The following is a 24,000-nucleotide window of genomic DNA, read 5'->3' as shown; positions in this document are numbered from 1 at the left end:
CTTTAAACTAATATTAGATTTATGAGTCTTTGTATAAAATAAACTAATGATAATTTAAGATTATCATAATTTATAAATGACAAATATTGATTAACTTTTTTATATGTTAGATTTTTCATATATTGCTCCATATATTGAAAATCAGGCTCTTTTCTATCATTTATTGGAAGCATTATTTTTTCTCTTGAAATCCTTTTATCATTAATTTCTCTATTAAAATTATACTTTTCTGAAAATCTATTTGTTAAAGTTGAGATAAATATATATACATACTTATTCATATTCTCTTTTTTTAGATGTGTTATATGGTCGCTTCCTACAAAATTGTAAGGTTGATAAAAACTAGCTCCTACACTTCCACTATTTGCAATCGTTAAACAATCAGAAAAAATCCTAACATCTGTTTTATTTCCTATAAAATTATCTACACCATTATTTAAACTTGTTGATGAAATATAAGGTATATTTCCTTTTGTTTGATTTTGTTTTGTTAATCTTTTTCCTCTTTGAATAGTAGTAAAAATATCTATTAGAAAAAAATCTTCCCACTCTTTGTTTTCTAGTGTTTCTATATTTTTATATTCAATACTATTTAAAACTTTTTGTGCATATTGTTTATATTTTTCAGTTTTGCTATTTATGATAGATTTTGAATACTCTTCCATATATTCAAAATTAGGTTTTTCAGGTTCTTCTATTGGTAAGAGAATATTAGATTTTATCATTCTCTTTGGTCGCCATTTTCTCGAATATTCAAAACATACTCTCTGTTTTTCAATACAAGTTATTAAAAACATTGCAATAGATTGATTTAATATTTTATTCTTAAGGTATAAAGGATTTACATCGTGGCTACAAGTAAATTTACTTTTTTGGTAATAAGCATATCCTACCGAACCATTATTTGTAACACAAATTGCATTAGATTGAAAAAGTTTCTTTTCCAAATTAACATTGTTCTTATCTCCAGTTTTACTGCTATTCTCAATATTTTTTAAAGTATAAAACTCTGTTATACCATTAGAATTATCCACTGCCCCAATAAAAGGTATATTTCCTATTGCTTCTATATTTGGTTTTTTATTGTAAAATCCATTTTTAATATTAAATATCTCTATAAACTTAAATTTATCCCACTCTTTATATTCAAGATTTAACATTTTTTGTTTCCTCTTCAAAAAGATACTCTCTATTTTGCATAATCATCGAAAACTCAAAAGTTAGATAATTTCCAATAGTTTTTTCAAAATCCTCTGCCGTTGGGATTTCATCATTAAAATAGTAAAAACTATGTAGCCATTCATCGCTAGGCTCTATCGTTGTTTTTACACAAAATTTTGTTTCGGCTTTCATTTTATCAAACCAAACATCTAATAAATGCTGTTTTTTATCTTTTGCTGCTTCTGTTTCCATAAGCCCAATATGTGCAGCTATTTTATAGCCATCTTCTCTAAAATCTATAAATTTACACTCTTTATCTTTTTTATGTGACTCTCCAGCTGTGAAAATAGCTATACAAGGCATTACTCCAACACCATAAAAGGTATCTTTGTTTAGAGTTATTACACCCTCTAAAGTATGTTTTTTAAGTATATTTTCTTTTATCTCTTGCTCTTCTTTTGTTTTTCCTGTCATTGAAGATTGAGGAATAATAGCTATACATCTTCCTCCCTCTAGTAAACTATCTAATAAATGGCTTATAAAATTTATCTCATATAAATTTGTATTTTGCTTTGAGCCTTGAGAATAAGGGGGATTTATCATTCCAATTGTTGCTTGATTTAGTTGTAGTTTAGCTGGATTTTGTGCTAGAAAATCATCATTAAAAAGTGTACTTTTTCCATCTCCTCTTAAAATCATATTTGTAGTTGCTATTGTAAACATATAAGGTTGCAGCTCAAAACCGTGAAGCTGTTTTTGTCTAATACTTGCTTGTAAATTTTGATATTTGCTATCTGTAATATCAGATTTATTTTTCTCTTCTTCTAATTTTTCCAACATATGATACATAGAAGCTACAAGAAAACCACCAGTTCCACAAGTTGGGTCTAGCACTATATCATTGTATTTTATATCTACTAAATCACAAAATAAATCAGTAATATGTTTTGGAGTTAGAACTATTCCTAAATTTTGTCCATCTCCACCACTATAACTCATAAACTCGCCATAAAATCTTCCTAAATAATCTTCTGATGATTTAGTGTATTTTATGCTTTTATATATTTTATCATTTAAAAATTCTGCATAGTGTTTTAGTGGAGTTTTCCCTAAATTTTTATTTATCTCATTTAATATTTTTGTATCTTTTATTAGTGCAAATTGGCTTAAGAGTTTATCTTTTTTAACTTCAGGAGATACTTTTGCTCTTTGAAGATTTTTTTCAATAGCTTCATAGATTTTTTGTCCGTCGGTGTTTATATCATCGCCTATTAAATCATCTATATTAAAGCCTTTAAATTCAACTTCTCTAAGAGCCAATAATATACCTGAAACCAACAGAGGTTTTTGTTTATCTTCTAAATTTCCATAATTTCTTAAATCTTTGTGGAGTGTTGCAGCATCTTTTAAAATTTCTGCTAACTCTTTTTCTTTATTTGTTTCTTCTTTTAATATCTCCCTTATATAATACTCTTCAATATTTTTTTCATTGAAAGATATAAAACTCTCTAGTTCAGGCAATTCTCTATAAAATTCTGTTTCATCTATAAAAATTGGGCTTATTTTATGCTTTTTTTCATTTCCTGAAATTCCAAAAGCTAAAACTTTTTTATATGTTGTATTTTTTGCTAAATGTTGCCCATAAAACAATGCACCATTTACGGCAAAATCTTTAATATCTTTTGGCTCTTTGCTAATTAATTCATTATCATCTAGTTTTATATGTTTTGAGATTGAAGCTTTGTTTTCAATAACAAGTAAAAAATCTTTTACAACTCCTACATATTCAGGAAAACCAACCTTTCCTGAACCACTTTTTGAAGCTGTTTTTAAAGCCTCATCTATTTCTAAAACTGTGCTACCTTGTGGCTCTAAGTTTATATTTGCTTCTTTTAATAATTCATAAACCCAAAGGTCTGTTACTACTTCTTTTTTTGCCATTATTATTTTCTTTATATTAGACTAATGATAATCTTAAATTATCGTTAATTTAAATCTTTGACTATAAACTAGACTTTATAGTCTAGTTTTAATTATAAAGACAAGCTAAAGGTTCTCCTTGGATGTTTTGAACTAAGCAGTTTTCTTTGATGTTTTGTATTTACTTTTGTATATATTTGCGTAGTTGATATTGAAGAATGCCCTAACATATTTTGTATATATCTTACATCTACACCTTCTTCTAATAGCAGTGTTGCAAAAGAATGCCTAAACATATGGGGAGTAATTTGTCGTAAACCTAATTTTTGTTCATATTTATGAATCATAGCTCTAATAGATTGCTCCGAAAAATTATTGTTTAATCTATTTAGTAAAAAATGATTATTTGGATTGCTATTTAAATTAAATAGAATAGAATACTCTTTTAATAGATTTAAAACTTCTTTATCACAAATTTGAATAATTCTTTCTTTTGAGCCTTTTCCAAATATTTTTACGATTCCCTGTTTGATATTTATTTCATTTTTTTTTAAATTGGATAGCTCAGATACTCTTATACCAGTTGAAAATAAGATTTCAATTGATACTATATCTCTTACTAGAAGTTTGTATCTAAAAGTGGATTTATCATAAATATGTTTTAAATTATATAGATATTTTAAAATAGTTTTAATTTCTTTAATATCTAGTGTTTTAGGTAGTAATTTAGGTTCCTTAAGAGATAGTCTTAATTTTCTAAATGGATTTATTTCTAAAATTTCATCAAATTCTAAGTAATTAAAAAAAGTTTTTAATACTGCTATTTTTCGTTTTATAGTTTTTATTTTGTAAGAATGGTTAAATAAACTCTCCACATAATCTTTTAGATCAAATTTTGATATTTCATTTATTTTATAATTTTTAAATTTCTCTAAAAATTGTTTTAGATCTGCATCGTAAGCATGCATAGTTTTTAAACTTAGATTCTTCTCATAAACACAATGAAATCTAAATTTTTCAATTGCTTTTGGTAATACCATGTAACTCCTTTAAATTAAAAGTGGGAGTTTAGTTATTAGTTACTTTTAATGCTATGAAGTATGAGTGTTTTATATATTATTTTAGAATTATTTTGATAGAATCAATTAACGATAATAAAGAATTATCCTTTAAGGAAAATGATGACAAAGCTAAATAAAAAAGATTTAAATAAAAATTTACATAAAGCAAAAATAAATAAAGAGGATGAGTATTATACTCAATTAACTGATATAGAAAAAGAATTAAAGCATTATAAAAAACATTTTAAAGATAAAATAATTTATTGTAATTGTGATGATCCTAGAGTTAGTAACTTTTTTCACTATTTTTCATATAATTTTGAAAAATTAGGATTAAAAAAACTGATAACGACATGTTTCCAAAATAACAATATGGATCTTTTTACTCAAGGAAATTCTAAGCAGGCAATTTATTTAGAGTACTATGGTGATAAAAATGGTAATAGTATTCCAGATATACAAGAAATAGGAGTGAACTATTTAGAAGGAGATGGAGATTTTAGAAGTGAAGAAAGTATTGAATTACTAAAACAGGCTGATATAGTAGTTACAAACCCTCCCTTTTCTCTATTTCGTGAATATATTGCTCAACTCATAGAATATGATAAAAAATTTATAATTATTGGAAATCAAAATGCTGCGACAACTAAAGAGACGTTTTCTCTAATTAAAGAAAACAAAATTTGGTTGGGCAATAGAAGTGGAGATATGGAATTTAAAGTTCCTAATCACTATCAAGCGCGTGAAACAAGATATAGAGAAGATGAAACAGGTCAAAAATGGAGAAGTTTAGGCAATATATGTTGGTATACAAATTTAGATATAGCCAAAAGACATGAGGATTTAATATTATATAAATTATATAAAAATGAAGAATATCCAACCTATGAAAATTATAATGCAATTAATATTGATAAAGTAGCAGAGATTCCTATCGATTATGGTGGAGTTATGGGTGTTCCAGTAACTTTCTTGAGTAAATATAATCCAGAACAATTTGAAATTGTAGGGCAAACACACAGTGGAGATAGCTCAAAAGAAGTAGAATTACTACGAACTAATGATAAGAAAAGACATCGTGGAATTATTAATGGAAAACAGAAATATGCAAGAATATTAATAAGGAATAAAAAATTATGAAAATTGAACTTAAAGAGATAACAATTCGTGAATTAATTGAAGGATATCAAGATAATGAAGAGAATGGGGTCTTTAGTTACAATGGAAAATTAGATATTCGTCCTCCATATCAGAGAGAGTTTGTTTATGGAGATAAGCAAAGAGATGCAGTAATTGATACAATTACTAAAGATTTTCCATTAAATGTAATGTATTGGGCAGTTAAAGAAGATGGAGACTATGAAGTAATTGATGGTCAACAACGTACTATTTCTATATGTCAATATGTAGAAGGAGATTTCTCTGCGAATATTGGTGATTTTTCTCAACCAAGAGCCTTTCATAACCTTCAAGAAGATGAACAAGAAAAGATTTTAGAGTATAAACTCATGATATATTTATGTAGTGGTAAAAATAGTGAAAAATTAAAATGGTTTGAAACTATTAATATTGCAGGAGAAAGATTATCTAGTCAAGAACTTAGAAATGCTGTTTTTTCTGGTTCTTGGATTACTGATGCAAAAAGATATTTTAGTAAAAGCAATTGTCCCGCAAATGCAATAGCCAATAGTTATCTATCAGGTAAAGTAAATAGACAAGAATATTTAGAAACAGCCATAAAATGGATAAGTAATAATAATATAGACCAATATATGCAAGATCATCAACATGATCCTAATGCAAGTGCATTATGGATATATTTTCAAAGTGTCATATCGTGGATAGAATCAACATTTACAAAAAAAAGAGAAAAATTTATGAAAAATGTTGATTGGGGCTTTTTATATAATACTTATAAAGAAAATCTTTATGATACACATGAATTAGAAGTAGAGATTGCTCAATTAATATTGGATGATGATGTTGAGAAAAAAAGTGGTATTTATCCTTATGTGTTAACTCGTAATGAACGATATCTTTCATTGCGTGCATTTTCAGATGCAATTAAACAAAAGATTTATGAACTACAAGATGGAATATGTGCTAAGTGTCATAATACTTTTCCAATCTCTCAAATGGAAGGTGACCATATTAAGCCTTGGCATGAAGGAGGAAAAACAATTGAAGAAAATTGTCAAATGCTTTGTAAAGATTGTAATAGAACAAAGTCTGGAAAGTAATAAGAAAGTATAGATTATTTATAATTCTTTATTATCGTTACTAGAATATTTATGTATTTGTTGATAGAATGGTAATAAATAATAGGCTCTTATGAAAGGATTTAACAATATATATTTGTGTAGTATTAAATGTTAGAGATTTTCATTTTATATAAATTTTAATACAATTGCAAATATCCTTCAGCTTTTATACTAGACATCATGACTTGGATAATTTCAATATTTGGGAATGCCCCCAAGAGTGTAGATACTTTTTTAATCAGTTAAAGACTTATGTTGAATAATATTGTCAATTTTTATTGTACATATATAAAATTAGTTTTAATAAAAACTATTATAAGATTCCTAAAAAAAGGTATTTAATATTATGAAAAAATCATTATCAATTTATTTTGAATCTCACAAATAATATTAAATAGAGTATCAAATAGGAAAATAATTTGGCAACTAAAATAGATAAAAATCATCTAATAAGTGTTATTGAAGATATTATTTTAAATGAAGGACTTTTAGGTTTAAGTATTAGAAAAGTTGCGGCTAAAGCAAATATCTCAATAGGTGGAGTCCAATATACTTTTGGAAATAAAGAAGGAATGATAAAGGCAGTTTCAGCAAAAAACGAAGAATAGTATAATCACCAAATAGAACTTCTATCCAAAGGTGATATTTCTAAAGATGCAAAAATTAAAGCTCATATTGAATATATATCTAAGTATAAAAACAATGAACAATTTAATAAATCATCAAAAATGGTAACTATGCTTTTGCAAGATGAATCTATTTTAAAAGAGTTCCAAGATTGGTATAGAATCTCTTTAAACTCTATAGATACAAATAATGACGAAGGAAAAAAATTAAGGTTAGCATTTTTATTTTCAGAAGCACTATTTGCTTTATTATCTTTAAAGTATATAAAGCTATCAGAAGAAGAACGAAAAGAGATTTTAGAAGATTTAAAAACTTTTTTACTTTAAGCTTTTTTTGATAAACTTTCAATCTCAATACGACTGTATTGTAATATATTTTGGAAGATTTTATGAAAAGAAGATTAATTAGTTTTAAATTTATTATGACCATTGCCATAATCGAAATTCTTTGTTATATGGCAGTTGATATGTATTTAGCATCAATGACTGATATTGCAGCATTTTTTGAAACTCCTTACTCAAAGGTACAACTTTCGCTTACATTTTATCTATTTGCAATGGGAGTTGGTCAGCTTTTTTTTGGACCAATAATTGACTATTTTGGAAGAAAAATACCATTAATTTTAGGAACCTCTTTATATGCATTATGCTCTTTTGCAATCACTACTTCATCAAATATAGAGTTGTTTTTACTATATAGGATTATTCAAGGATTAGGTGTTGCTTTAATATATATTTGTTTAATTAGCATGGTAAGAGATGTATCAAAGGGAAAAGTTGCAGCAAAAATATTTGCTATTTTAATTACTATTGGAGCAATTACACCTATTTTAGCTCCAGCAATAGGTGGATATATTGATCAAGTTTTTGGTTGGAAGGCGGTATTTTATGTACTATTTATACTAGCTATTTTAGTATTAATATTATCATTATTTATATTACCAGAGACATTAAAAGATGAAAAAAAAGTTATAATTAATTTTAAAAATATCTTTATTATTTACTTCAATATTATAAAAAATATGAACTTCTTAATTCCTGCTTTTGCAACTTGTTTAATGTATATGTTTATCTTTGGCTATATTTCTGGAGCTTCGTACTCTTACAAAGAGATTTATAATCTTGATTCAAAAACGTTTGGTTTGGTATTTGGAGCAACTGGAAGTGCCCTTTTATTTGGTGCATTACTATCTACTAAATTATTACAAATAGTAAATATGAAGCAAATCTCAATATTTGGAGCTGCTATTATAATTTTTGGTTCAGTAGTAAGTTTTATAAGTTCAAATATATCTGTAGTTGGTTTGGATGGAATAGTAATAGGATTTTTCATCTCATTTTTTGGCTTAGGTTTAGCAGAAGCTAGTTTATTCGCTATAGCAATGTCTTCTCAAAAAACATCAGTAGGTGCAACTGCTGCTTTATTAGGTTCTTTACAGCTTTTACTTCCAGCAACTGCAACTTTAGTTGCAGGATATTTAGTAGAGATTTCAATTTTTTATTGGTTGGGATTACTATTTATTTTGAGTATTTTAGCTTTTATATTTACTTGTAAAGTTTTTAGAATTGAGAAAACTCAATTTTAAATATTAATAGTATTAATTTGTGAAGCTATAAGATATTTTTTTGTTGTATGATTTTTTACTTTATTGAAAAGTGAGAGCTTAAAACTCACTTTTCATAAATATATAAAACTCTTATAATCCAAAAGTTTCAATAATTTTTTTCTCAAAATCTTCATTACTTAATTGTTTTCTAAGAGGTACAAAGGTTTCAGCTTCTGTTCCAACAGGAATAGCTATTAGAGAATTTTCATCTTCAATTATATTCTTTACAGCATTTGCAATTGCAATTGGATCTGGTCCCTCATTTATTGCTTTTGCTACAATTGGTACTAAATGAGAAGTTAAAGCTTTATATGGTGACTCTTCTCTCATTGTAGCCTCATTGATTGTTAAACCTTTTTTTACAAAGTTTGTTCCAAAAAGCCCAGCCTCTATAGAGTGAACTCTTATATTAAATGGTAAGGTTTCAAATCTAAGAGAATCTGTTATTCCTTCAACTGCATATTTTGAAGCATTATAATGAGACAATAAAGGAAGTCCCATTTTCCCCAAAAATGAGCTAATATTTATAATCACTCCAGAATTCTTCTCCCTCATAAAAGGTAAAACTTCTCTTATTGTTTTTATTAGACCAAAAACATTTACATCAAACTGATTAAAAATCTCTTCATCAGTTCCATCCTCTAAAGTTGAAAGAAGACCATATCCTGCATTGTTTAATAGTATATCAATTTTGCCTTCAATGTTAATTATCTTTTGAACGGCATTTTTTATACTATTTGTTTTAGTAACATCAAGATAGATATAAGTTATATTTCCATCAACTTTTGAGATATTTTCATCTCTACTTCCTGCATAAACTTTGTAGCCGTTTTTTGCTAAAAGATTTGCACTAGCTTCTCCCATACCAGATGTTGCACCTGTAATTAAAATAACTTTTGCCATAAAAACTCCTTTTTCAGAGTTTACTTCAAAATAGTTCCTAAAATCTTATTTTATATCAATATTAAGTTTTATTCTTCTAAAACATTTAATAAGTGTTTAGCATACTCTATTGAGTCATTTATATTTGAAAAAGTAGTTACATAATCAAATTTGGCACGTTCAAGCTTTTTTTGTACACGATTGCTAAGACCTGAAAAAATCAGTTTTTTATTTTTTGCTTCAAAGCCATCTATAATTGATTTTAGAGCAACCATTGCGGTCATATCTATCATAGTTACATTTTTCATATTTAAAATTACTATATCTCTTTTATCATTTGCATTTATCAAGGTCTTCATAGCTTTTTGTGCAGCTCCAAAAAACATAGGACCATTTATATCATAAATTAGAATATCTTTTGGTAAATCAGGATGTAAACTCATATCTTCACTTACAAGCTCAATAGAGTATAAATCAATAGTTCTTTTTATAAATAGTATAGATGCAAGTCCAATCCCAACAGCAACAGCAACTTGCATATCTATTAAAACTGTTAAACCAAAACAAGTTAAAAGTACATATATATCATCTTTAGGAGCAGTTTTTAAGATATTTGTAAAGTGTTTTATCTCGCTCATATTCCAAGCAACAATTAGTAAAAGAGCAGATAAGCCCGCCATTGGAAGATAAGAGATATAGGGAGCTATAAATAAAATAGAAACCAAAATGAAAAGAGAGTGAACTATTGAAGATAGTTTTGCTGTTCCGCCTGAATTTATATTTGCAACAGTTCTAGCAATTGCCGCTGTTGCTGGAATCCCTCCAAAAAATGGAACAACTATATTTGTAATACCTTGCCCTATTAACTCTTTATTTGGATCTGTTTTATTTCCAGTCATTCCATCACTTATAACGGCACATAAAAGGGACTCTAAAGCTCCTAAAATAGCAATAGCAATAGCATGTGGAAGAAGTTTTTTTATTAAATCAAAATTAATTTGGCTACTATCTAAATGTCCCCAAGGAAGAGAAAATTGTAAAGGAATAGGTGGAATTCCTGAGCCTTCAAGTCCATTTATGTTGTATGAAAAAGTTGAAGCTATTGTTGAGATATTTAAAGAGTAATAGTGATTTAAAAGTGCAACAACAATAGTAATAAAACCCAAGGCTATCAAAGCAGAAGGAATTTTACTCTTTGTTTTTTTCCAAAAAATAAGGATTAAAAGGGTAATAAATGCTGTTAAAAATTCAAAAATATTAAAGGTAGTAAAACTACTAAAGAGTAGAAAAAGCTTATCTAAATAGCTTCCTGTAAAGCTTTCTATAGTTAATCCAAAAAAATCTTTTATCTGAAAAGTTGCTATTACAACAGCAATTCCAGAGGTAAATCCAACAGTTACTGGATAAGGAACTAACTCTATTAAGTTTCCAAGTCTAAAAACTCCAACTAAAATTAAAATAACTCCAGACATAAGACCACATAAAAGTAATCCAGCTATACCAAACTCTTGTACTATTGGAATTAAAATAACTATAAATGCAGCTGTAGGACCAGAAATATTTACTTTACTACTTCCAAAAACTGCGGCAAAAACTCCCGCAATTATTGCAGTATAAAGTCCTAGTTCGGGAGGAACTCCTGTTGCAATTGCAAGAGCCATAGATAAAGGCAATGCAATAATTCCAACAGTAAGTCCAGAAAAGATATTACTTTTTATCATTTTCACTCTTTAAAAAGAAGTTTGCGACCTTTTTAAATCTTAAAATATGTAGATTTTTGAGTTCTTGTCTTCTTTGTTGTCTTTAGCTTTTTTTAACCAAAACTCATACTTTACTTGATCTTTTGGAGCTCCATAAAGTCCCTCTTTATAGATATTAGAAAGTAAATCTTGAGCTTGAAGTACACCAGATGTTCCAGCAAATAAAAGCAACTTTATACCTCTATCATAATCAATTCTTGTATTTATACCTTGTAGGTAAAATCTTGATAGTTGAAAAGCAGCAATTGGGTCAATATCACTTGCTTCTTTTAAAAGTTCAAAAGATTTATTTATATCCTTTCTCACACCTTCACCTGTATAGTATAAAAGTGCCAAAGGAAGATTAGCATATAGATTATCACTCTGTTTTGCCATATTTAGGTATTTTAAACTCTCTTTATACTCTTTTTTAGTTGAGTAGTAAGTACCTAATCTTATTTGTGCAAAAGAGTTTGTGCTCTCTATTTTTTTATAGCACTCTAACTTCTCTTTTTCAGTATCTAAATCTCTACAAATATCAGCTTCCTTTTGAAGTTCTAAATAATCTATACTTGAAAAACTTAAGAATTCTGGCATTTTAAATGAACAAGCAGTAAACAAAAACGAAATAAAAATTAAAATAAAACTCTTTTTAAACATCTATCTTCCATATATTTTTTTTGTAAAATCATCTTCGCCATTTTGGTAAAGAGAGTCGTAATACATACTTTTTTCTTCATCAACATCTACATATTGACCATTTGAAAATATTAAAACCAAATCTTTTTGAGCATCTTTAACACCCTCAAGAGCAGCAAAAACTAAAAGCTCTATAGCTTTGTTTGGATTGTTATTTGAAAAGTAGTAAAAAGATAGTCTGTATGCAGCTATGGGATCTACATCTTCAACATCCTTTAGAAGATTAATAGATTTTCTTTCATTAAACTCTACACCAATACCATTTCCATATAAAGAGGATAAAAGAGCATTTGCATAGAAGTTTCCAGCTTTTTGAGCTTTCGTATATCTTTCTAAAGCTTCATCTACTTTACCTTTATTTTGAGCATCTATTCCCAATCTTAACATTGCAAAACTATTTTTATTTGCAATAAAATCATAGCAATCAAGTTCAAAACTCAAACTATCTCTTTTACAATCAATATTTAACTGTTCAAGCTCACTTGGAAGTTTTTGTACAGCTTGTTTGTGTCCTGCACAAGCCATAAAAAAACTAGCAATAAGTAAGAAAGAAGAAAATTTAATAAATTTTAACATAATCAAAACTCCCCAAAAAAATCTGATACTATTTTAACATCTTTTTATTCATTTATAGTTAAGAACTTTTAAGATATTATATAAACTTAAACAAATTTTATTTTTTGGGGCTAAATGCAAGAAGTTATTGATTTTTTAAAAGCAAAAGATGTACAAAAGAGTGGATTTTTCAATCAATTAAAGTGTAGTGAAGAAGAGGCTAGAATCCTTCAATTCCTATCAAAAGAGTATTTAAATGGTAGAGATGTAATAAGTGTTATTGATATTTTAAGAGAATTTTATAATATAGAAAAATATGAGCACTTGGAAAAATTAAATATTATTAAATCACTTCTAGAATTTGGTTGGATTATTCAAATTGCATTTGATCAAGTAAAGCTAAATGATGCTTCAAAGTTTGAATTAATAAATACAAGTGTTGCGCTTTCAAGTTCATATTTAAAGATGCTTGAAAGTGGAACTAGTGAGTTTGTATTACCTGAAATAAAAGATTATAGTGACCATTTGGAATATCTTCAAGATCAGTTTTTAAAAATCGATATTACTCAACAGCTAAATAGTGTAAAGAGAAACTTTGATGTTAATTCACCTAGCTCTACACGATTAAAAAACAAGTTAATGTTAGTCGAAAATAGAATAAAAGAGAGAATTAGTGCAACTACAAATAAAATTGTGCTAGAAGATTTTTTTGAAGAACATAGTTTAAATGAGCAAGAAAAAGTGCTATTTTTAGCTCTTTTAAAAGAGGAGTATAGTGGAGGAGATGGAACTTTAAGAGAGATGAACTATCTTCTTGAGCTTGTGTCAAATGATGATTATGAAAAGATAAAATATAGAAGCTTGTTAGAAGAGAGTTCTACTTTGGTATCTAAAAATTTAATAGATTATGATGAGGTTTTAACTCCTTTTGGTGGAATTAATAGAAACTTTTATATTCCAGATGAAGTACTGTATAAAATCTCTCATCCAAACAAAAAAGGCTCAGCAGTATCTAAAATAAAACTAGAAACAATTATAAAAGAGCAAGAGATTTTTGAACTAAATAGTACAACAAAAAATTTAGATGATGTAGTTTTGAACCCAAAAACAAAAGAGACTTTAAACAATCTTTTAAAACAAGTAGATAAAAGTGTAATAAATAGGTTAAAAGCTTGGGGAATAAAAGATAAAAAAAGAGGAATAGATGCAAAAATAATCTTCTATGGAGTTGCTGGAACTGGTAAAACTATTACAGCTTTAGCATTAGCAAAATCTCTCAAGAAAGAGGTTTTAAGTTTTGATTGTTCAAAAATTTTATCTATGTACATTGGAGAGAGTGAAAAAAATGTGCGAAACATTTTTGATAAATACAACGAAATAAAAGAGCAGACAAAAACTGAGCCAGTGCTTCTTTTAAATGAAGCAGACCAGTTTTTAAGTTCAAGAAGTAGTGGAGCAGGAAGTAGTGCAGATAAGATGCATAATCAGATGCAAAATATATTTTTGGAACAGATAGAGAAATTTGATGGTATTTTAATAGCTACTACAAACTTGCTAGAAAATCTAGATAAAGCTTTTTCAAGAAGATTTAACTACAAAATAGAGTTTGTAAAACCAAATAAAGAGCAAAGAGTTGAACTTTGGAAAAAACTTTTACCACCTGCTCTTCCACTTGAGAAAGATTTTGATTTTGAAAAAATTGCAAAATATGAACTAACTGGTGGTCAAATAGAGCTAGTAATTAAAAACACTGCGTATAAGTTAGCAATTAGTGAAAATGCAATTTTTACTCTAAAAGATTTTGAAGAGCAGATAAGCAAAGAGAAAAAAGGGCAGTTTGATAGTGAAAACAAAGTTGGATTTTTTTAAAAAGGATTTTTATGGATTTAGAAAAATATGATTATATTTTAAGTGTTGGTACATTTTTTGAAGATGAAAATTTGAAAAATAGTTTGGAAAAAGCTTGTAAAAATGAGGCAAACTTTATTTTTATGCACCCAATAGATAAATACATATTAAAAGAGTTATATAAGCAATTTATAAAATATGAAGTAGGAAGCGAAGAGGCTATTTTGGCTCTTATTTTATACTTTTTTGCAAAAAAAGATAATAGTATAAAAGAGTATTTAGAAAACCTAGATATTGGATACTTATCAGCAGAAAGCAGTGCAGGAGAAGATGAATTTGAAGATATTTTTTCTATATATGAGAAAGCTAGTAAAAAAGCTTTGATTTTAGGAGATGATTTATTAAATCACAAAAATATAGAAAATATTTTAACTTTAGTAAAAAGTATAGAAAAATATACAGATTTTTCTATATTTTTCTCTTCAAAAGAGCTAGAAAACTCATATAAAAGCTCTTTAGAAAAGAATCTAGAAGAGCCAGAAGATTTGGAAAGTTTCAATGGAACTATTCTATATTTTTCAAAAAATTGCTCTTTAAATGAAAAAATCTTAGCTAGTCAAACATTTTTAAATATTGCAAAGGTAAAAAGTGGTGATATGGTAAGCTATAAAATAGAAAATATTAGCTATAAAAAAGAGATTATTTTAGATGAAAATCTTTTTGGAACTATTGCAATAACGAATAAAGAGAGTAACCTTTATAGTTTTTGTAAAGTTGCTTTGGAAAAGGAGTAAGAAATTGACGAAACTTAGCAAAACTATTAGTGTAGGGCACTCTCCAGATGCAGATGATATTTTTATGTATTATGCTATTAAATTTGGTTGGATAGATATAAAAGATGCAAAATTTGATAATATCGCTTTAGATATAGAGACTTTAAACCAAGCAACACTAAAAGGTGTTTACGATATTTGTGCTATCTCTTTTGCTCTATATCCTTTTGTAAAAGATGATTTTGCCTTGCTTAAAACAGCTGTTAGTTTTGGAGAAGGTTATGGTCCAAAACTTATTAAGAAAAAAGGTGTAAATCTAAAAAGAAATTTCAAAGTTGCTCTTAGTGGAGAGTTTACTACAAATGCACTTCTTTTTAAAATAGCATATCCAGATGCAAGAATTACATATATGAACTTTTTAGATATAGAAAAAGCTGTGCTTGATGGAGTTGTTGATGCTGGAGTTTTAATCCATGAGTCTATTTTAACTTATAGTAGTGAGTTAGAAGTTGAAAGAGAGATTTGGGATATTTGGCAAGAGCTTTGTGATGGTGAGAATTTACCACTTCCTCTTGGTGGAATGTGTTTAAGAAGATCAATTCCACTTAGTGATGCAATAAAATATGAAGATGCTTTAATAAAAGCAGTTGATGTTGCAAATAAAAATAGGAAAACTTTAGCTCCTATGCTACTTGAAAAAGGTTTAATTAGAGTAGATGCTACTACTTTAGATAAATATTTGGATCTGTATGCAAATGATAATTCTGTAAAACTAAGTGATATTCAATATAAAGCCATAAATAAACTTTTTGAGTTGGGATATAAGAGTGGTCATTATCAAAATTTAATAAAAGCAGAAGATTTTTTAATCCCAAGTGAATATGAAGAGTTAAGAGCTAGATGAGCGAGAAAATAGATAATTACTATAAAACAGTAGATTTTAAAAGATACTCTTCAATTCATATTGGAGGAGTAAAAGAGGTTTTAGTTATCAATGAAATAGGTGATTATCCAGATTTTCACATAATTGGAAGAGGGAATAATTTGTTGATTTCTCCAAATTGTGAAAAAAAGTTTGCTATTTTGGGAGAAGAGTTTGATTATATAAAAGATGAAAACGATAAATTATATGTTGGTTGTGCCACTAGTAGTGGAAAACTACTTACATATACAAGAAAAAATGATATTGCAAATTTAGAATTTTTAGCAAAATTACCAGGAAATTTGGGTGGTTTAGTAAAGATGAATGCAGGTCTAAAAGAGTGGGAAATTTTTAATTATATAGACTCTATAAAGACAAAAGATGGATATATTAAAAAAGAGAGTATAGATTTTTCATATAGACAGACAAAAATTGATACTATTATCTATGAAGTAGTTTTTTATAAAACTAAAGGCTTTTCACAAGATAGACAAAATGATTTTACAAAAATGAGAGATAATCAACCACAAATTGCTAGTGCTGGAAGTTGTTTTAAAAACCCAAAAGGTGATTTTGCAGGAAGATTAATAGAAGCTGTTGGGCTAAAAGGGTATAGAGTTGGAGATATGGAGTTTTCAAATACTCATGCAAACTTTTTGGTAAATCATGGCTCTGGTACATTTGATGAAGCAACAACTTTGATAAATTTAGCAAAAGAAAAAGTAAAAAAAGAGTTTAATATTGAGTTGGAAACTGAGATTATAATTTTTGAATAGATTATGTTTTATATACACTATTATTAAAATTAATAAAATGTAAATATTTAGGCTATTAAGAAAACCTTACAAATTTTATGATAAAATGCAAACTTTTATAAATAAAAGGCAATTTAAGTGAAAAATTTAGTAATAGTGGAATCTCCAGCAAAAGCAAAAACAATCTCAAAATTTTTAGGCCCTGACTATGTAGTTATGGCATCTATGGGGCATGTAAGAGATTTACCAAAATCAACTCTAGGATTTGATCCTGAAGATAACTTCAAACCGAACTATCAAGTAAGTACAGATAAAAAAAAGGTTATATCAGAGTTAAAAAAACAGATATCAAAAGATACAACTATATACCTAGCGGCCGATGAGGATAGAGAAGGAGAGGCTATTGCTTGGCATTTAATACCAGCATTAAAAATTGAAAAAAACCCAATAAAAAGAATAGTTTTTCACGAAATTACAAAAGATGCAATACTAAAGGCACTTCAAAACCCAAGAGATGTTGATCAAAATCTTGTAGATGCTCAACAAGCAAGAAGAATTTTAGATAGAGCAGTTGGATATGAACTTTCACCATTACTTTGGAAAAAAGTGCGATATGGCTTGAGTGCTGGAAGAGTTCAAAGTGTTGCAGTAAAAATAATTGTTGATAGAGAGAATGAGATAAGAGCTTTTGTTCCTGAAGAGTTTTGGAAAATAAAAGCAGATTTTATAAATCCTGAACTTTCAAGTGAATTATCAAAAAAAGATGGCAAAAATTTAAAAGTAAAAAATGAAAAACAAGCAAAAGAGATTGAAACATCTTTAAATAGTGGTATATACAAACTTGTAGATATTGAGGAAAAAGATAGTACAAGAAATCCAGCACCTCCATTTACAACTTCAACTTTGCAACAAGAAGCAAGTAGAAAAATAGGTCTTAGTGTTGCACAAACTATGATGATTGCTCAACAACTTTATGAAGGAAATGTTGAAAATATTCCAAATCACACAGGTGGTTTGATTACATATATGAGAACGGACTCTTTAAACCTATCAACTGTTGCTACTTCTATGGCTAAAAAAGTTATTGAAGAGGAGTATGGAAAAGATTATTCTCTTTCTAAACCAAGAGCTTTTAAATCAACTGCAAAAGGTGCACAAGAGGCACACGAAGCAATAAGACCTGTTGATATGAGCTTAAAACCAACTCTTGTTAAACAGTATTTAGATAATGCCCAGTATAAACTATATAGCTTAATTTGGAAAAGAACTATTGCTACTCAAATGGCAACTGCAAAAATTGCTAACACTACATATAAGATAGAAGCTGGAGCTAAAAATGAGTTTGAGTTCCAAACAAAGGGTCAAAGGATTATTTTTGCTGGATTTATGAAAGCTTATACAGAAGGTAGTGATAATCCAGAGAGTGCACTTGATAGTACTGAAAAAATATTACCAAATATAAAAGTTGGAACAGTTTTAGAGTTAGAAAAACTAAGTAGTGAGCAAAACTTTACTAAACCACCAGCACGATATACAGAAGCTTCACTTGTAAAAAAACTTGAAAGTGAGGGAATAGGTCGTCCTTCAACTTATGCTCCAACTATTTCAACTATTCAAGCACGAGAGTATGTGGTAAAAACGGAGGATAAGAAACTAGCACCTACACCAACAGGTGAGATTGTAAATAGCTTTTTAACTGATCATTTCTCAAATATTATTGACTTAGGATTTACTGCGAGAATTGAAGAAGAGTTTGATGAAATAGCAGATGGTAAAAAAGTTTGGGTTGATGTAATGAGAAACTTTTATGGAGACTTTAAAGAGACTATAAAAGATAAAGAAGAAAATATAAGTAAATCGGATTATCTACAGGTGAGAGAACTTGGGATCGATCCAAAAAGTGGGAAACCTGTAAGTGCTAGAGTTGGAAGATTTGGACCTTTTATTCAAATTGGAACAAAAGATGATGAAGAGAAACCAAAATTTGTAGCAATTCCTGAAAAGTTTAATATGGATACAATTACTTTGGAAGAAGCTCTGTTTTTATTTACACTTCCAAGAGTTGTTGGGACTACTTTAAATAATGAAGAGATAAAAGCAAATATTGGAAGATTTGGTCCATATTTACAAGTAAAAACAAAATATTACTCATTAAAAACTGATGATCCATATACAGTGGATGAGCAAAGAGCAAGAGAGATTATAAATGAAATTGATGAAGCTAAAAGTAAAGCTTTGATAAAAGAGTTTGAAAAAGAGAAAATTCAAATTTTAGATGGTCAATATGGTCCATATATAAAACAAGGTAGAAAGAATTTTAAAATACCAAAAACAAAAGAGGCTTCAAGTTTAACTTTAGAAGAGTGCTTGGAAATAATAGAAAAAGATAGCAAAGTTACAAAAAAACCTGCTAGAAAAGTAGTTAAAAAAACAGTAAAAAAATAAAAAACTAAGATTAAAGTAAATAGTAATATAATCTATGTTTATTTTAAATATAAGTAATTTTAAGAAAGAAGAGTATAAAAATGAGTAATAATGAAGATATTTTTTTATGTGCTATTTGCAATGTTGAAAGTGGTACTTGCAATGAAGATTGTAAATTTTGTACACAAAGTGTAAAATATAAAGCTAATATAGATAGATATAAACAAAAAGATATAGAGCAGATTGTAAAAGAGGCAAAAATTGCTAGAGCAAATGGAGCAGTTGGATTTTGTTTAGTAACTGCTGGTGCTGGACTTACTGATAAGAAAACAAAATTTATAGCACAAGCTGCAAAAGCTGTTAAGGCTGAAAATTTAGGACTTAGAGTAATTGCTTGTAATGGTATAGCAAGCTTAGAACAATTAAAAGAGTTAAAAGCAGCGGGAGTTGATAACTACAACCACAATTTAGAAACTTCAAGAGATTTCTATCCACAAATTTGTACAACTCATACTTGGGATGAGAGATACCAAACTTGTCTAAATGCAAAAGAGGCTGGATTAAAACTAGTTTGTGGTGGAATTTTTGGAATGGGGGAGACTCAAGAAGATAGAATTTCTATGCTAGAAGCAATAAATTCACTAGATCCTATGAATGTACCTTTAAACTTTTTTCATCCAAATGAAGCTTTACCTATTGTTGAAAATACAGTAGATATAGAACAAGCTTTTGATTTAATAACTCTTGCAAGAAAAATGATACCAAATGCACATAAAATAATGGTTGCTGGTGGACGTGAGCTTATGTTTGGTGATAGACAATATGAGATTTTTGAACGAGGAGCAAATGCTTTTGTAATAGGAGATTATCTTACAACTACTGGAAAAACTCCAAAAGATGATGTTGAAGCTCTTGAAAAATTGGGATTTAAAATAGCAAAAAATATGCACTTAATGCCAGATGAAAGATAGATTTAAAAAGAGGAGAACCTCTTTTTAATCATCTAATGAAGAGCTCTCTTCATCATCACTTCCAGTGATTATCGCATCATTTATACCCATTGAGTTTAAAATTTTATCTTCTAGTTCTTTTGCAATACTTGGGTTCTCTTTTAGGAAGACTTTTGCATTTTCTCTACCTTGACCAATTTTTGTATCACCATAACTAAACCAAGAACCAGCTTTATCTATAATATCAAGTTTTACTCCATAATCAACTATTTCACCAGTTTTAGAGATACCCTCTCCAAACATAATATCAAATTCAGCTAATTTAAATGGTGCTGCAACTTTATTTTTTACAACTTTTACCTTTACTCTATTTCCTATAGAATTTTCTCCTTGTTTTAGTGTTGCAATTCTTCTAATATCTAGTCTTACACTTGAATAAAATTTAAGAGCATTTCCGCCAGTTGTTGTCTCTGGGCTTCCATATCCTGTCATTCCTATTTTCATTCTTATTTGATTAATAAAAATAACTGTACAGTTCATTTTGCTTAAAAGTCCAGTGATTTTTCTCAAAGCTTTACTCATAAGTCTTGCTTGAACACCAACTTGTTGATCATCCATATCACCATCAATCTCTACTTTTGGAGTAAGAGCAGCAACACTATCAACAACAACTAAATCAACAGCTCCACTTCTAATAACAGTTTCAAGTATTTCTAAAGCTTGTTCTCCAAAATCTGGTTGAGAAACAAGTAGATTATCTATATCAACACCAATATCTTTTGCATACTTTACATCAAGTGCATGTTCTGCATCTATAAATGCACAAACTCCACCAGCTTTTTGAGCTTCAGCTATTGCATGAAGAGTTAGAGTTGTTTTTCCTGAACTTTCTGGCCCATAAATCTCTATTACTCTTCCTTTTGGCAATCCACCAACTCCTAGAGCTAAATCAAGACCCAAAGAACCTGTACTAATAGCTTCTGTAGGAATAACCTCTTTATCACCTAGTCTAATTAATGTTCCTTTCCCAAAGGCTTTATCTATTTGTTTAATTGCTAATTCTAGTGATTTTTTTTGATTTTCATCCATATTAATCTCCTCTTTTTATTTTTATGTTGAAATATTAGCAGAATTTTTTGAAAGTATTTAAAAATATATCAATTTGCAATATTTTTACTCATCCTTTAAACTTTGTATAGTCTCAATCGCTTTAATATGGGCTTTTACTCTCTCTCTCATAGTATGAGTTTTTATATGTTTTGCTAAAATCTTGGTATATTTTTTATAATTTCTTGAATCTTTTTGCAAAGTTGCTAGTTTTTTTTGTATTTTTAAAATATTATTTGGAATAATCTCTGTCATCTTTTTACCTATAAAATATAATCTTGATTATTGCATAATTAAATAAAATACTAAATAAATTATATTTAAAACTTTAAAATTTTATCTTCAAAGTTTAAATTTACTTTTTGTCCAATTTTTAAGTTATCATCAAAACTAAAAAGAAGTAAGTCTTGATTGTTTGTAGCAACTGTAACCTCATAAAAGCTTCCATAAAAGATAATCTCTTTTATCACTGCTTCAACTTCACCATTTTGACAAATCTTGATATTTTCAGGTCTTATATATAAGTTTTCAGATATTTGTGAGATTTTTCCAAGAAAATTTGCACAATATAGGCTTGTTGGATTATTATAAAGCTCTTTACTAGTTCCAACTTGCAAAATATCTCCACCATGCATAATAGCAATTCTATCAGATAGGAAGAAAGCATCTTCTTTGTCATGAGTGATAAAAAGCGCAGTTATATTGAACTCTCTTATCATCTCTTTGAGTTCAAGCCTTAAAATATTTCGTAGCTCTGTATCTATATTACTTAAAGGTTCATCAAGTAGAAGTATTTTTGGTTTGTTTATAATTGCTCTTGCCAAAGCTACTCTTTGTTGTTGTCCTCCACTTAATTCATGTGGGTATTTAGTTTCATGCCCTTTTAGTTTTGTTTTCTCTAAAATCTCTTTTAATTCATTTTTACTAGCACTACTTCCAAAAGTTATATTTGAAGCAATATTTAAGTGTGGAAGTAAAGCATAGTTTTGAAAAACAATAGCTACTTCTCTCTTATTTGGTTCAATATCTACATCTTTTGAAAAAACCAATTTATTATCTATTCTTATCTCACCAAAATCAGGTTTCTCAAGACCTGCTAACATTCGTAAAAATGTAGTTTTCCCACTTCCACTTGTACCTAAAATTGTAAAAATTTCACCTTTTATTAAATCAAAGTTTAAACTATTTGCAACACAAATATCGCCTTTACAAAATATTTTTCTTAAATTTTTTATCTCTACTATCTTTTTCATTTTTGCTTTCTTTTTGTTTTAAAATTTAGAAGTAACACAGCACTAGCAGTTGTAAGAACTAAAATAAGTGATGGAAAACCAGTTTTATAGAGCATTTCATTACTTGCTAATTCATAAATTCGTACTGCTAGAGTATCAAAGTTAAATGGTCTTAAAATCAAAGTTGCTGGAAGCTCTTTTGCAATATCAATATATAAAATTAAAAAACCACTAAGCAAGTAAGGCTTTAAAAGAGGAAGATATATTTTAAAAATAGACTCTTTCTCATTTTTACAAAATATTTTACTAGTATCATCTAAAGAGCTATTTATCTTACTAAAACCATTTTCAACACTTCCAATGCTTGATGCAAAATATCTTGTAGTATATGCGAAAATTAAGATTATAAATGAACCACTAAAAAACATAAAACCTAAACTGTGGTCTAGGTAATTTGCAATTAAAAGTAGCCCAACTGCTACAACAGCACCAGGAATTGAATATCCTAACATTGAAAGTTTGTGAGTAAAATTTGATATCTTTGTAGGAAAAAATCTTAAAAAATATACCACAAAGAAAGCTAAAGATATTATAAAAAAGCTAGAGATTATATTTAGTTTTAAACTATTAAATAGGTATTCAAATGCTGTAAAATCAAGAGTGTTAATATCTAAAATTGTCCAATAAAGTAAAACACCTGTAGGAATAAATAGTGTAAAAAGAGAGATAATAAAAGAGATAATAAATGCAAAGAAGTTGTATTTCCCTTGCAATTTTATCTTTGGTGCTTTTTCATTGCTATTTGTAGAGCTTGAGAATCTGAATTTTTTTCTAACACTATGCTCAAATATAAGAATAAAAAATACAAAAACAAGTAAAACAATTGCAATATTAATAGCTCCACCTAAATCATTATAACCAAACCAAGATTTGAAAACGCCAACACTAAATGTCTCAATACCAAAGTATAAAACTGTACCATAATCACTTAGAGTCTCCATAATTGCGAGTATTGTTCCAGCAAATATTGCTGGATATGATAGTGGAAGAAATACTATAAAGAATGCTTTTACAGGATTTAAATTATGTAAAGAGATTAGTTCTACAACAGTTTTTGAAATCATAGCAAAAGATACTCTGGCTAATATGAAAACATATGGAAACATCGCAATAGAAAAGATAAAAATAGCTCCACTCATATTTAAAATATCAAGTTTTATAGTAGTGTCATTAAAAAGTTGTGATAAAAGTCCACGAAATTCAAAAAAACCAACATATGTATAACCAAAAATATATGCAGGATAAGCTAAAGGAAGGATAAAACAAATAGAGAAAAACTTACTTCCAAAGTACTCAAATCTTGCACTGAGGTAAGAAGTTATTACACCTATTATTATTACAAATATTGCAGTACCTATTATTAAATACAAGGTATTTAATGTATATTCTAATAAAAAAACATTTTCTAGAAACTCTTT

Annotated in this window: 22 protein-coding genes; 11 read left to right on the top strand and 11 right to left on the bottom strand. The window is 28.0% G+C overall.

The window, feature by feature from the left end; all coding sequences use genetic code 11:
• Nucleotides 1-2: 2 nt before the first annotated feature.
• From ATR_RS09335 to ATR_RS09325, 3 genes are all read right to left on the bottom strand, one after another.
• Complete coding sequence (locus ATR_RS09335; RefSeq protein ID WP_115429200.1) at nucleotides 3-1,160, bottom strand: restriction endonuclease subunit S; 1,158 nt, start codon at nucleotides 1,158-1,160, stop codon at nucleotides 3-5.
• Complete coding sequence (locus tag ATR_RS09330) at nucleotides 1,147-3,102, bottom strand: N-6 DNA methylase (RefSeq protein ID WP_115429198.1); 1,956 nt, start codon at nucleotides 3,100-3,102, stop codon at nucleotides 1,147-1,149. Before ATR_RS09330 ends, ATR_RS09335 begins: the two co-directional genes overlap by 14 nt.
• A gap of 92 nt (nucleotides 3,103-3,194) precedes the next feature.
• The gene (locus ATR_RS09325; protein WP_115429196.1) at nucleotides 3,195-4,121 is read right to left on the bottom strand and encodes a tyrosine-type recombinase/integrase; all 927 of its coding nucleotides are present in this window, start codon (nucleotides 4,119-4,121) and stop codon (nucleotides 3,195-3,197) included.
• A 138-nt stretch (nucleotides 4,122-4,259) separates the two neighbouring features.
• Here ATR_RS09325 and ATR_RS09320 point away from each other — a divergent pair, with 138 nt between their 5' ends.
• From ATR_RS09320 to ATR_RS09305, 5 genes are all read left to right on the top strand, one after another.
• The gene (locus ATR_RS09320; protein WP_206731649.1) at nucleotides 4,260-5,282 is read left to right on the top strand and encodes an adenine-specific methyltransferase EcoRI family protein; all 1,023 of its coding nucleotides are present in this window, start codon (nucleotides 4,260-4,262) and stop codon (nucleotides 5,280-5,282) included.
• A complete protein-coding gene (locus ATR_RS09315) occupies nucleotides 5,279-6,382 on the top strand; it encodes a GmrSD restriction endonuclease domain-containing protein (protein ID WP_115429192.1) in 1,104 nt (367 codons plus the stop codon). The genes ATR_RS09320 and ATR_RS09315 overlap by 4 nt, the downstream gene beginning before the upstream one ends.
• Before the next feature lie 440 nt (nucleotides 6,383-6,822).
• A complete protein-coding gene (locus ATR_RS09930; protein ID WP_228254231.1) occupies nucleotides 6,823-7,011 on the top strand; it encodes a TetR/AcrR family transcriptional regulator in 189 nt (62 codons plus the stop codon).
• A gap of 12 nt (nucleotides 7,012-7,023) precedes the next feature.
• Nucleotides 7,024-7,356 (top strand): hypothetical protein, encoded by a 333-nt coding sequence (locus tag ATR_RS09925; protein WP_328587392.1) that lies wholly within the window; start codon nucleotides 7,024-7,026, stop codon nucleotides 7,354-7,356.
• 62 nt (nucleotides 7,357-7,418) lie between these two features.
• Nucleotides 7,419-8,615, top strand: coding sequence for a Bcr/CflA family efflux MFS transporter (locus tag ATR_RS09305; RefSeq protein WP_115429190.1), 1,197 nt, complete (start codon nucleotides 7,419-7,421; stop codon nucleotides 8,613-8,615).
• Between the two features lie 111 nt (nucleotides 8,616-8,726).
• On the opposite strand, the gene ATR_RS09300 is transcribed toward ATR_RS09305, so the two are convergent.
• From ATR_RS09300 to ATR_RS09285, 4 genes are all read right to left on the bottom strand, one after another.
• Entirely contained in the window at nucleotides 8,727-9,539 is an 813-nt protein-coding gene (locus ATR_RS09300; RefSeq protein ID WP_115429188.1) for an SDR family oxidoreductase, read from the bottom strand.
• 68 nt (nucleotides 9,540-9,607) lie between these two features.
• On the bottom strand, nucleotides 9,608-11,239 hold the full coding sequence (dauA, locus tag ATR_RS09295; RefSeq protein WP_228254230.1) for a C4-dicarboxylic acid transporter DauA: 1,632 nt from the start codon (nucleotides 11,237-11,239) through the stop codon (nucleotides 9,608-9,610).
• Nucleotides 11,240-11,278: 39 nt separating this feature from the next.
• Nucleotides 11,279-11,917 (bottom strand): tetratricopeptide repeat protein, encoded by a 639-nt coding sequence (locus ATR_RS09290; protein ID WP_115429186.1) that lies wholly within the window; start codon nucleotides 11,915-11,917, stop codon nucleotides 11,279-11,281.
• On the bottom strand, nucleotides 11,918-12,532 hold the full coding sequence (locus ATR_RS09285; protein WP_115429184.1) for a tetratricopeptide repeat protein: 615 nt from the start codon (nucleotides 12,530-12,532) through the stop codon (nucleotides 11,918-11,920).
• 114 nt (nucleotides 12,533-12,646) lie between these two features.
• Between ATR_RS09285 and ATR_RS09280 the strand changes: the two genes are divergently transcribed.
• The 6 genes from ATR_RS09280 to ATR_RS09255 all read left to right on the top strand — a co-directional run bounded on the left by ATR_RS09280 (nucleotide 12,647) and on the right by ATR_RS09255 (nucleotide 20,204).
• Entirely contained in the window at nucleotides 12,647-14,380 is a 1,734-nt protein-coding gene (locus ATR_RS09280; protein ID WP_115429183.1) for an ATP-binding protein, read from the top strand.
• 11 nt (nucleotides 14,381-14,391) lie between these two features.
• Entirely contained in the window at nucleotides 14,392-15,153 is a 762-nt protein-coding gene (locus ATR_RS09275; RefSeq protein ID WP_115429181.1) for a hypothetical protein, read from the top strand.
• 64 nt (nucleotides 15,154-15,217) lie between these two features.
• Entirely contained in the window at nucleotides 15,218-16,036 is an 819-nt protein-coding gene (locus ATR_RS09270) for a menaquinone biosynthesis family protein (protein ID WP_235657218.1), read from the top strand.
• Nucleotides 16,033-16,830, top strand: coding sequence for a UDP-N-acetylmuramate dehydrogenase (locus tag ATR_RS09265; protein ID WP_115429177.1), 798 nt, complete (start codon nucleotides 16,033-16,035; stop codon nucleotides 16,828-16,830). The genes ATR_RS09270 and ATR_RS09265 overlap by 4 nt, the downstream gene beginning before the upstream one ends.
• A gap of 117 nt (nucleotides 16,831-16,947) precedes the next feature.
• Nucleotides 16,948-19,254: a type I DNA topoisomerase gene (topA, locus tag ATR_RS09260; RefSeq protein WP_115429175.1), complete on the top strand. Its 2,307-nt coding sequence runs from the start codon at nucleotides 16,948-16,950 to the stop codon at nucleotides 19,252-19,254.
• An 80-nt stretch (nucleotides 19,255-19,334) separates the two neighbouring features.
• On the top strand, nucleotides 19,335-20,204 hold the full coding sequence (locus tag ATR_RS09255; RefSeq protein ID WP_115429173.1) for a biotin synthase: 870 nt from the start codon (nucleotides 19,335-19,337) through the stop codon (nucleotides 20,202-20,204).
• A gap of 24 nt (nucleotides 20,205-20,228) precedes the next feature.
• On the opposite strand, the gene recA is transcribed toward ATR_RS09255, so the two are convergent.
• From recA to ATR_RS09235, 4 genes are all read right to left on the bottom strand, one after another.
• Nucleotides 20,229-21,272, bottom strand: a complete 1,044-nt coding sequence (gene recA, locus ATR_RS09250) for a recombinase RecA (protein ID WP_115429172.1) — start codon at nucleotides 21,270-21,272, stop codon at nucleotides 20,229-20,231.
• Nucleotides 21,273-21,356: 84 nt separating this feature from the next.
• Nucleotides 21,357-21,545 carry a hypothetical protein gene (locus ATR_RS09245; protein ID WP_115429170.1) on the bottom strand — a complete coding sequence of 63 codons (189 nt, stop codon included), beginning with the start codon at nucleotides 21,543-21,545 and terminating at the stop codon, nucleotides 21,357-21,359.
• 65 nt (nucleotides 21,546-21,610) lie between these two features.
• Entirely contained in the window at nucleotides 21,611-22,543 is a 933-nt protein-coding gene (locus tag ATR_RS09240; RefSeq protein WP_115429168.1) for an ABC transporter ATP-binding protein, read from the bottom strand.
• On the bottom strand, nucleotides 22,540-23,952 hold the full coding sequence (locus tag ATR_RS09235) for an ABC transporter permease (RefSeq protein ID WP_228254228.1): 1,413 nt from the start codon (nucleotides 23,950-23,952) through the stop codon (nucleotides 22,540-22,542). The genes ATR_RS09240 and ATR_RS09235 overlap by 4 nt, the downstream gene beginning before the upstream one ends.
• Nucleotides 23,953-24,000: the final 48 nt, after the last annotated feature.

This window comes from Aliarcobacter trophiarum LMG 25534 (genome assembly GCF_003355515.1).
Lineage (GTDB): Bacteria > Campylobacterota > Campylobacteria > Campylobacterales > Arcobacteraceae > Aliarcobacter > Aliarcobacter trophiarum.
This window is presented reverse-complemented; position numbering and strand designations above follow the sequence as displayed.

Coding starts and splice junctions, on each gene's coding strand:
- ATR_RS09335 (WP_115429200.1), bottom strand. CDS start 1,160: ATGTTAAATCTTGAATATAAAGAGTGGGATAAATTTAAGTTTATAGAG.
- ATR_RS09330 (WP_115429198.1), bottom strand. CDS start 3,102: ATGGCAAAAAAAGAAGTAGTAACAGACCTTTGGGTTTATGAATTATTA.
- ATR_RS09325 (WP_115429196.1), bottom strand. CDS start 4,121: ATGGTATTACCAAAAGCAATTGAAAAATTTAGATTTCATTGTGTTTAT.
- ATR_RS09320 (WP_206731649.1), top strand. CDS start 4,260: ATGATGACAAAGCTAAATAAAAAAGATTTAAATAAAAATTTACATAAA.
- ATR_RS09315 (WP_115429192.1), top strand. CDS start 5,279: ATGAAAATTGAACTTAAAGAGATAACAATTCGTGAATTAATTGAAGGA.
- ATR_RS09305 (WP_115429190.1), top strand. CDS start 7,419: ATGAAAAGAAGATTAATTAGTTTTAAATTTATTATGACCATTGCCATA.
- ATR_RS09300 (WP_115429188.1), bottom strand. CDS start 9,539: ATGGCAAAAGTTATTTTAATTACAGGTGCAACATCTGGTATGGGAGAA.
- dauA (WP_228254230.1), bottom strand. CDS start 11,239: ATGATAAAAAGTAATATCTTTTCTGGACTTACTGTTGGAATTATTGCA.
- ATR_RS09290 (WP_115429186.1), bottom strand. CDS start 11,917: ATGTTTAAAAAGAGTTTTATTTTAATTTTTATTTCGTTTTTGTTTACT.
- ATR_RS09285 (WP_115429184.1), bottom strand. CDS start 12,532: ATGTTAAAATTTATTAAATTTTCTTCTTTCTTACTTATTGCTAGTTTT.
- ATR_RS09280 (WP_115429183.1), top strand. CDS start 12,647: ATGCAAGAAGTTATTGATTTTTTAAAAGCAAAAGATGTACAAAAGAGT.
- ATR_RS09275 (WP_115429181.1), top strand. CDS start 14,392: ATGGATTTAGAAAAATATGATTATATTTTAAGTGTTGGTACATTTTTT.
- ATR_RS09270 (WP_235657218.1), top strand. CDS start 15,218: ATGTATTATGCTATTAAATTTGGTTGGATAGATATAAAAGATGCAAAA.
- ATR_RS09265 (WP_115429177.1), top strand. CDS start 16,033: ATGAGCGAGAAAATAGATAATTACTATAAAACAGTAGATTTTAAAAGA.
- ATR_RS09255 (WP_115429173.1), top strand. CDS start 19,335: ATGAGTAATAATGAAGATATTTTTTTATGTGCTATTTGCAATGTTGAA.
- recA (WP_115429172.1), bottom strand. CDS start 21,272: ATGGATGAAAATCAAAAAAAATCACTAGAATTAGCAATTAAACAAATA.
- ATR_RS09245 (WP_115429170.1), bottom strand. CDS start 21,545: ATGACAGAGATTATTCCAAATAATATTTTAAAAATACAAAAAAAACTA.
- ATR_RS09240 (WP_115429168.1), bottom strand. CDS start 22,543: ATGAAAAAGATAGTAGAGATAAAAAATTTAAGAAAAATATTTTGTAAA.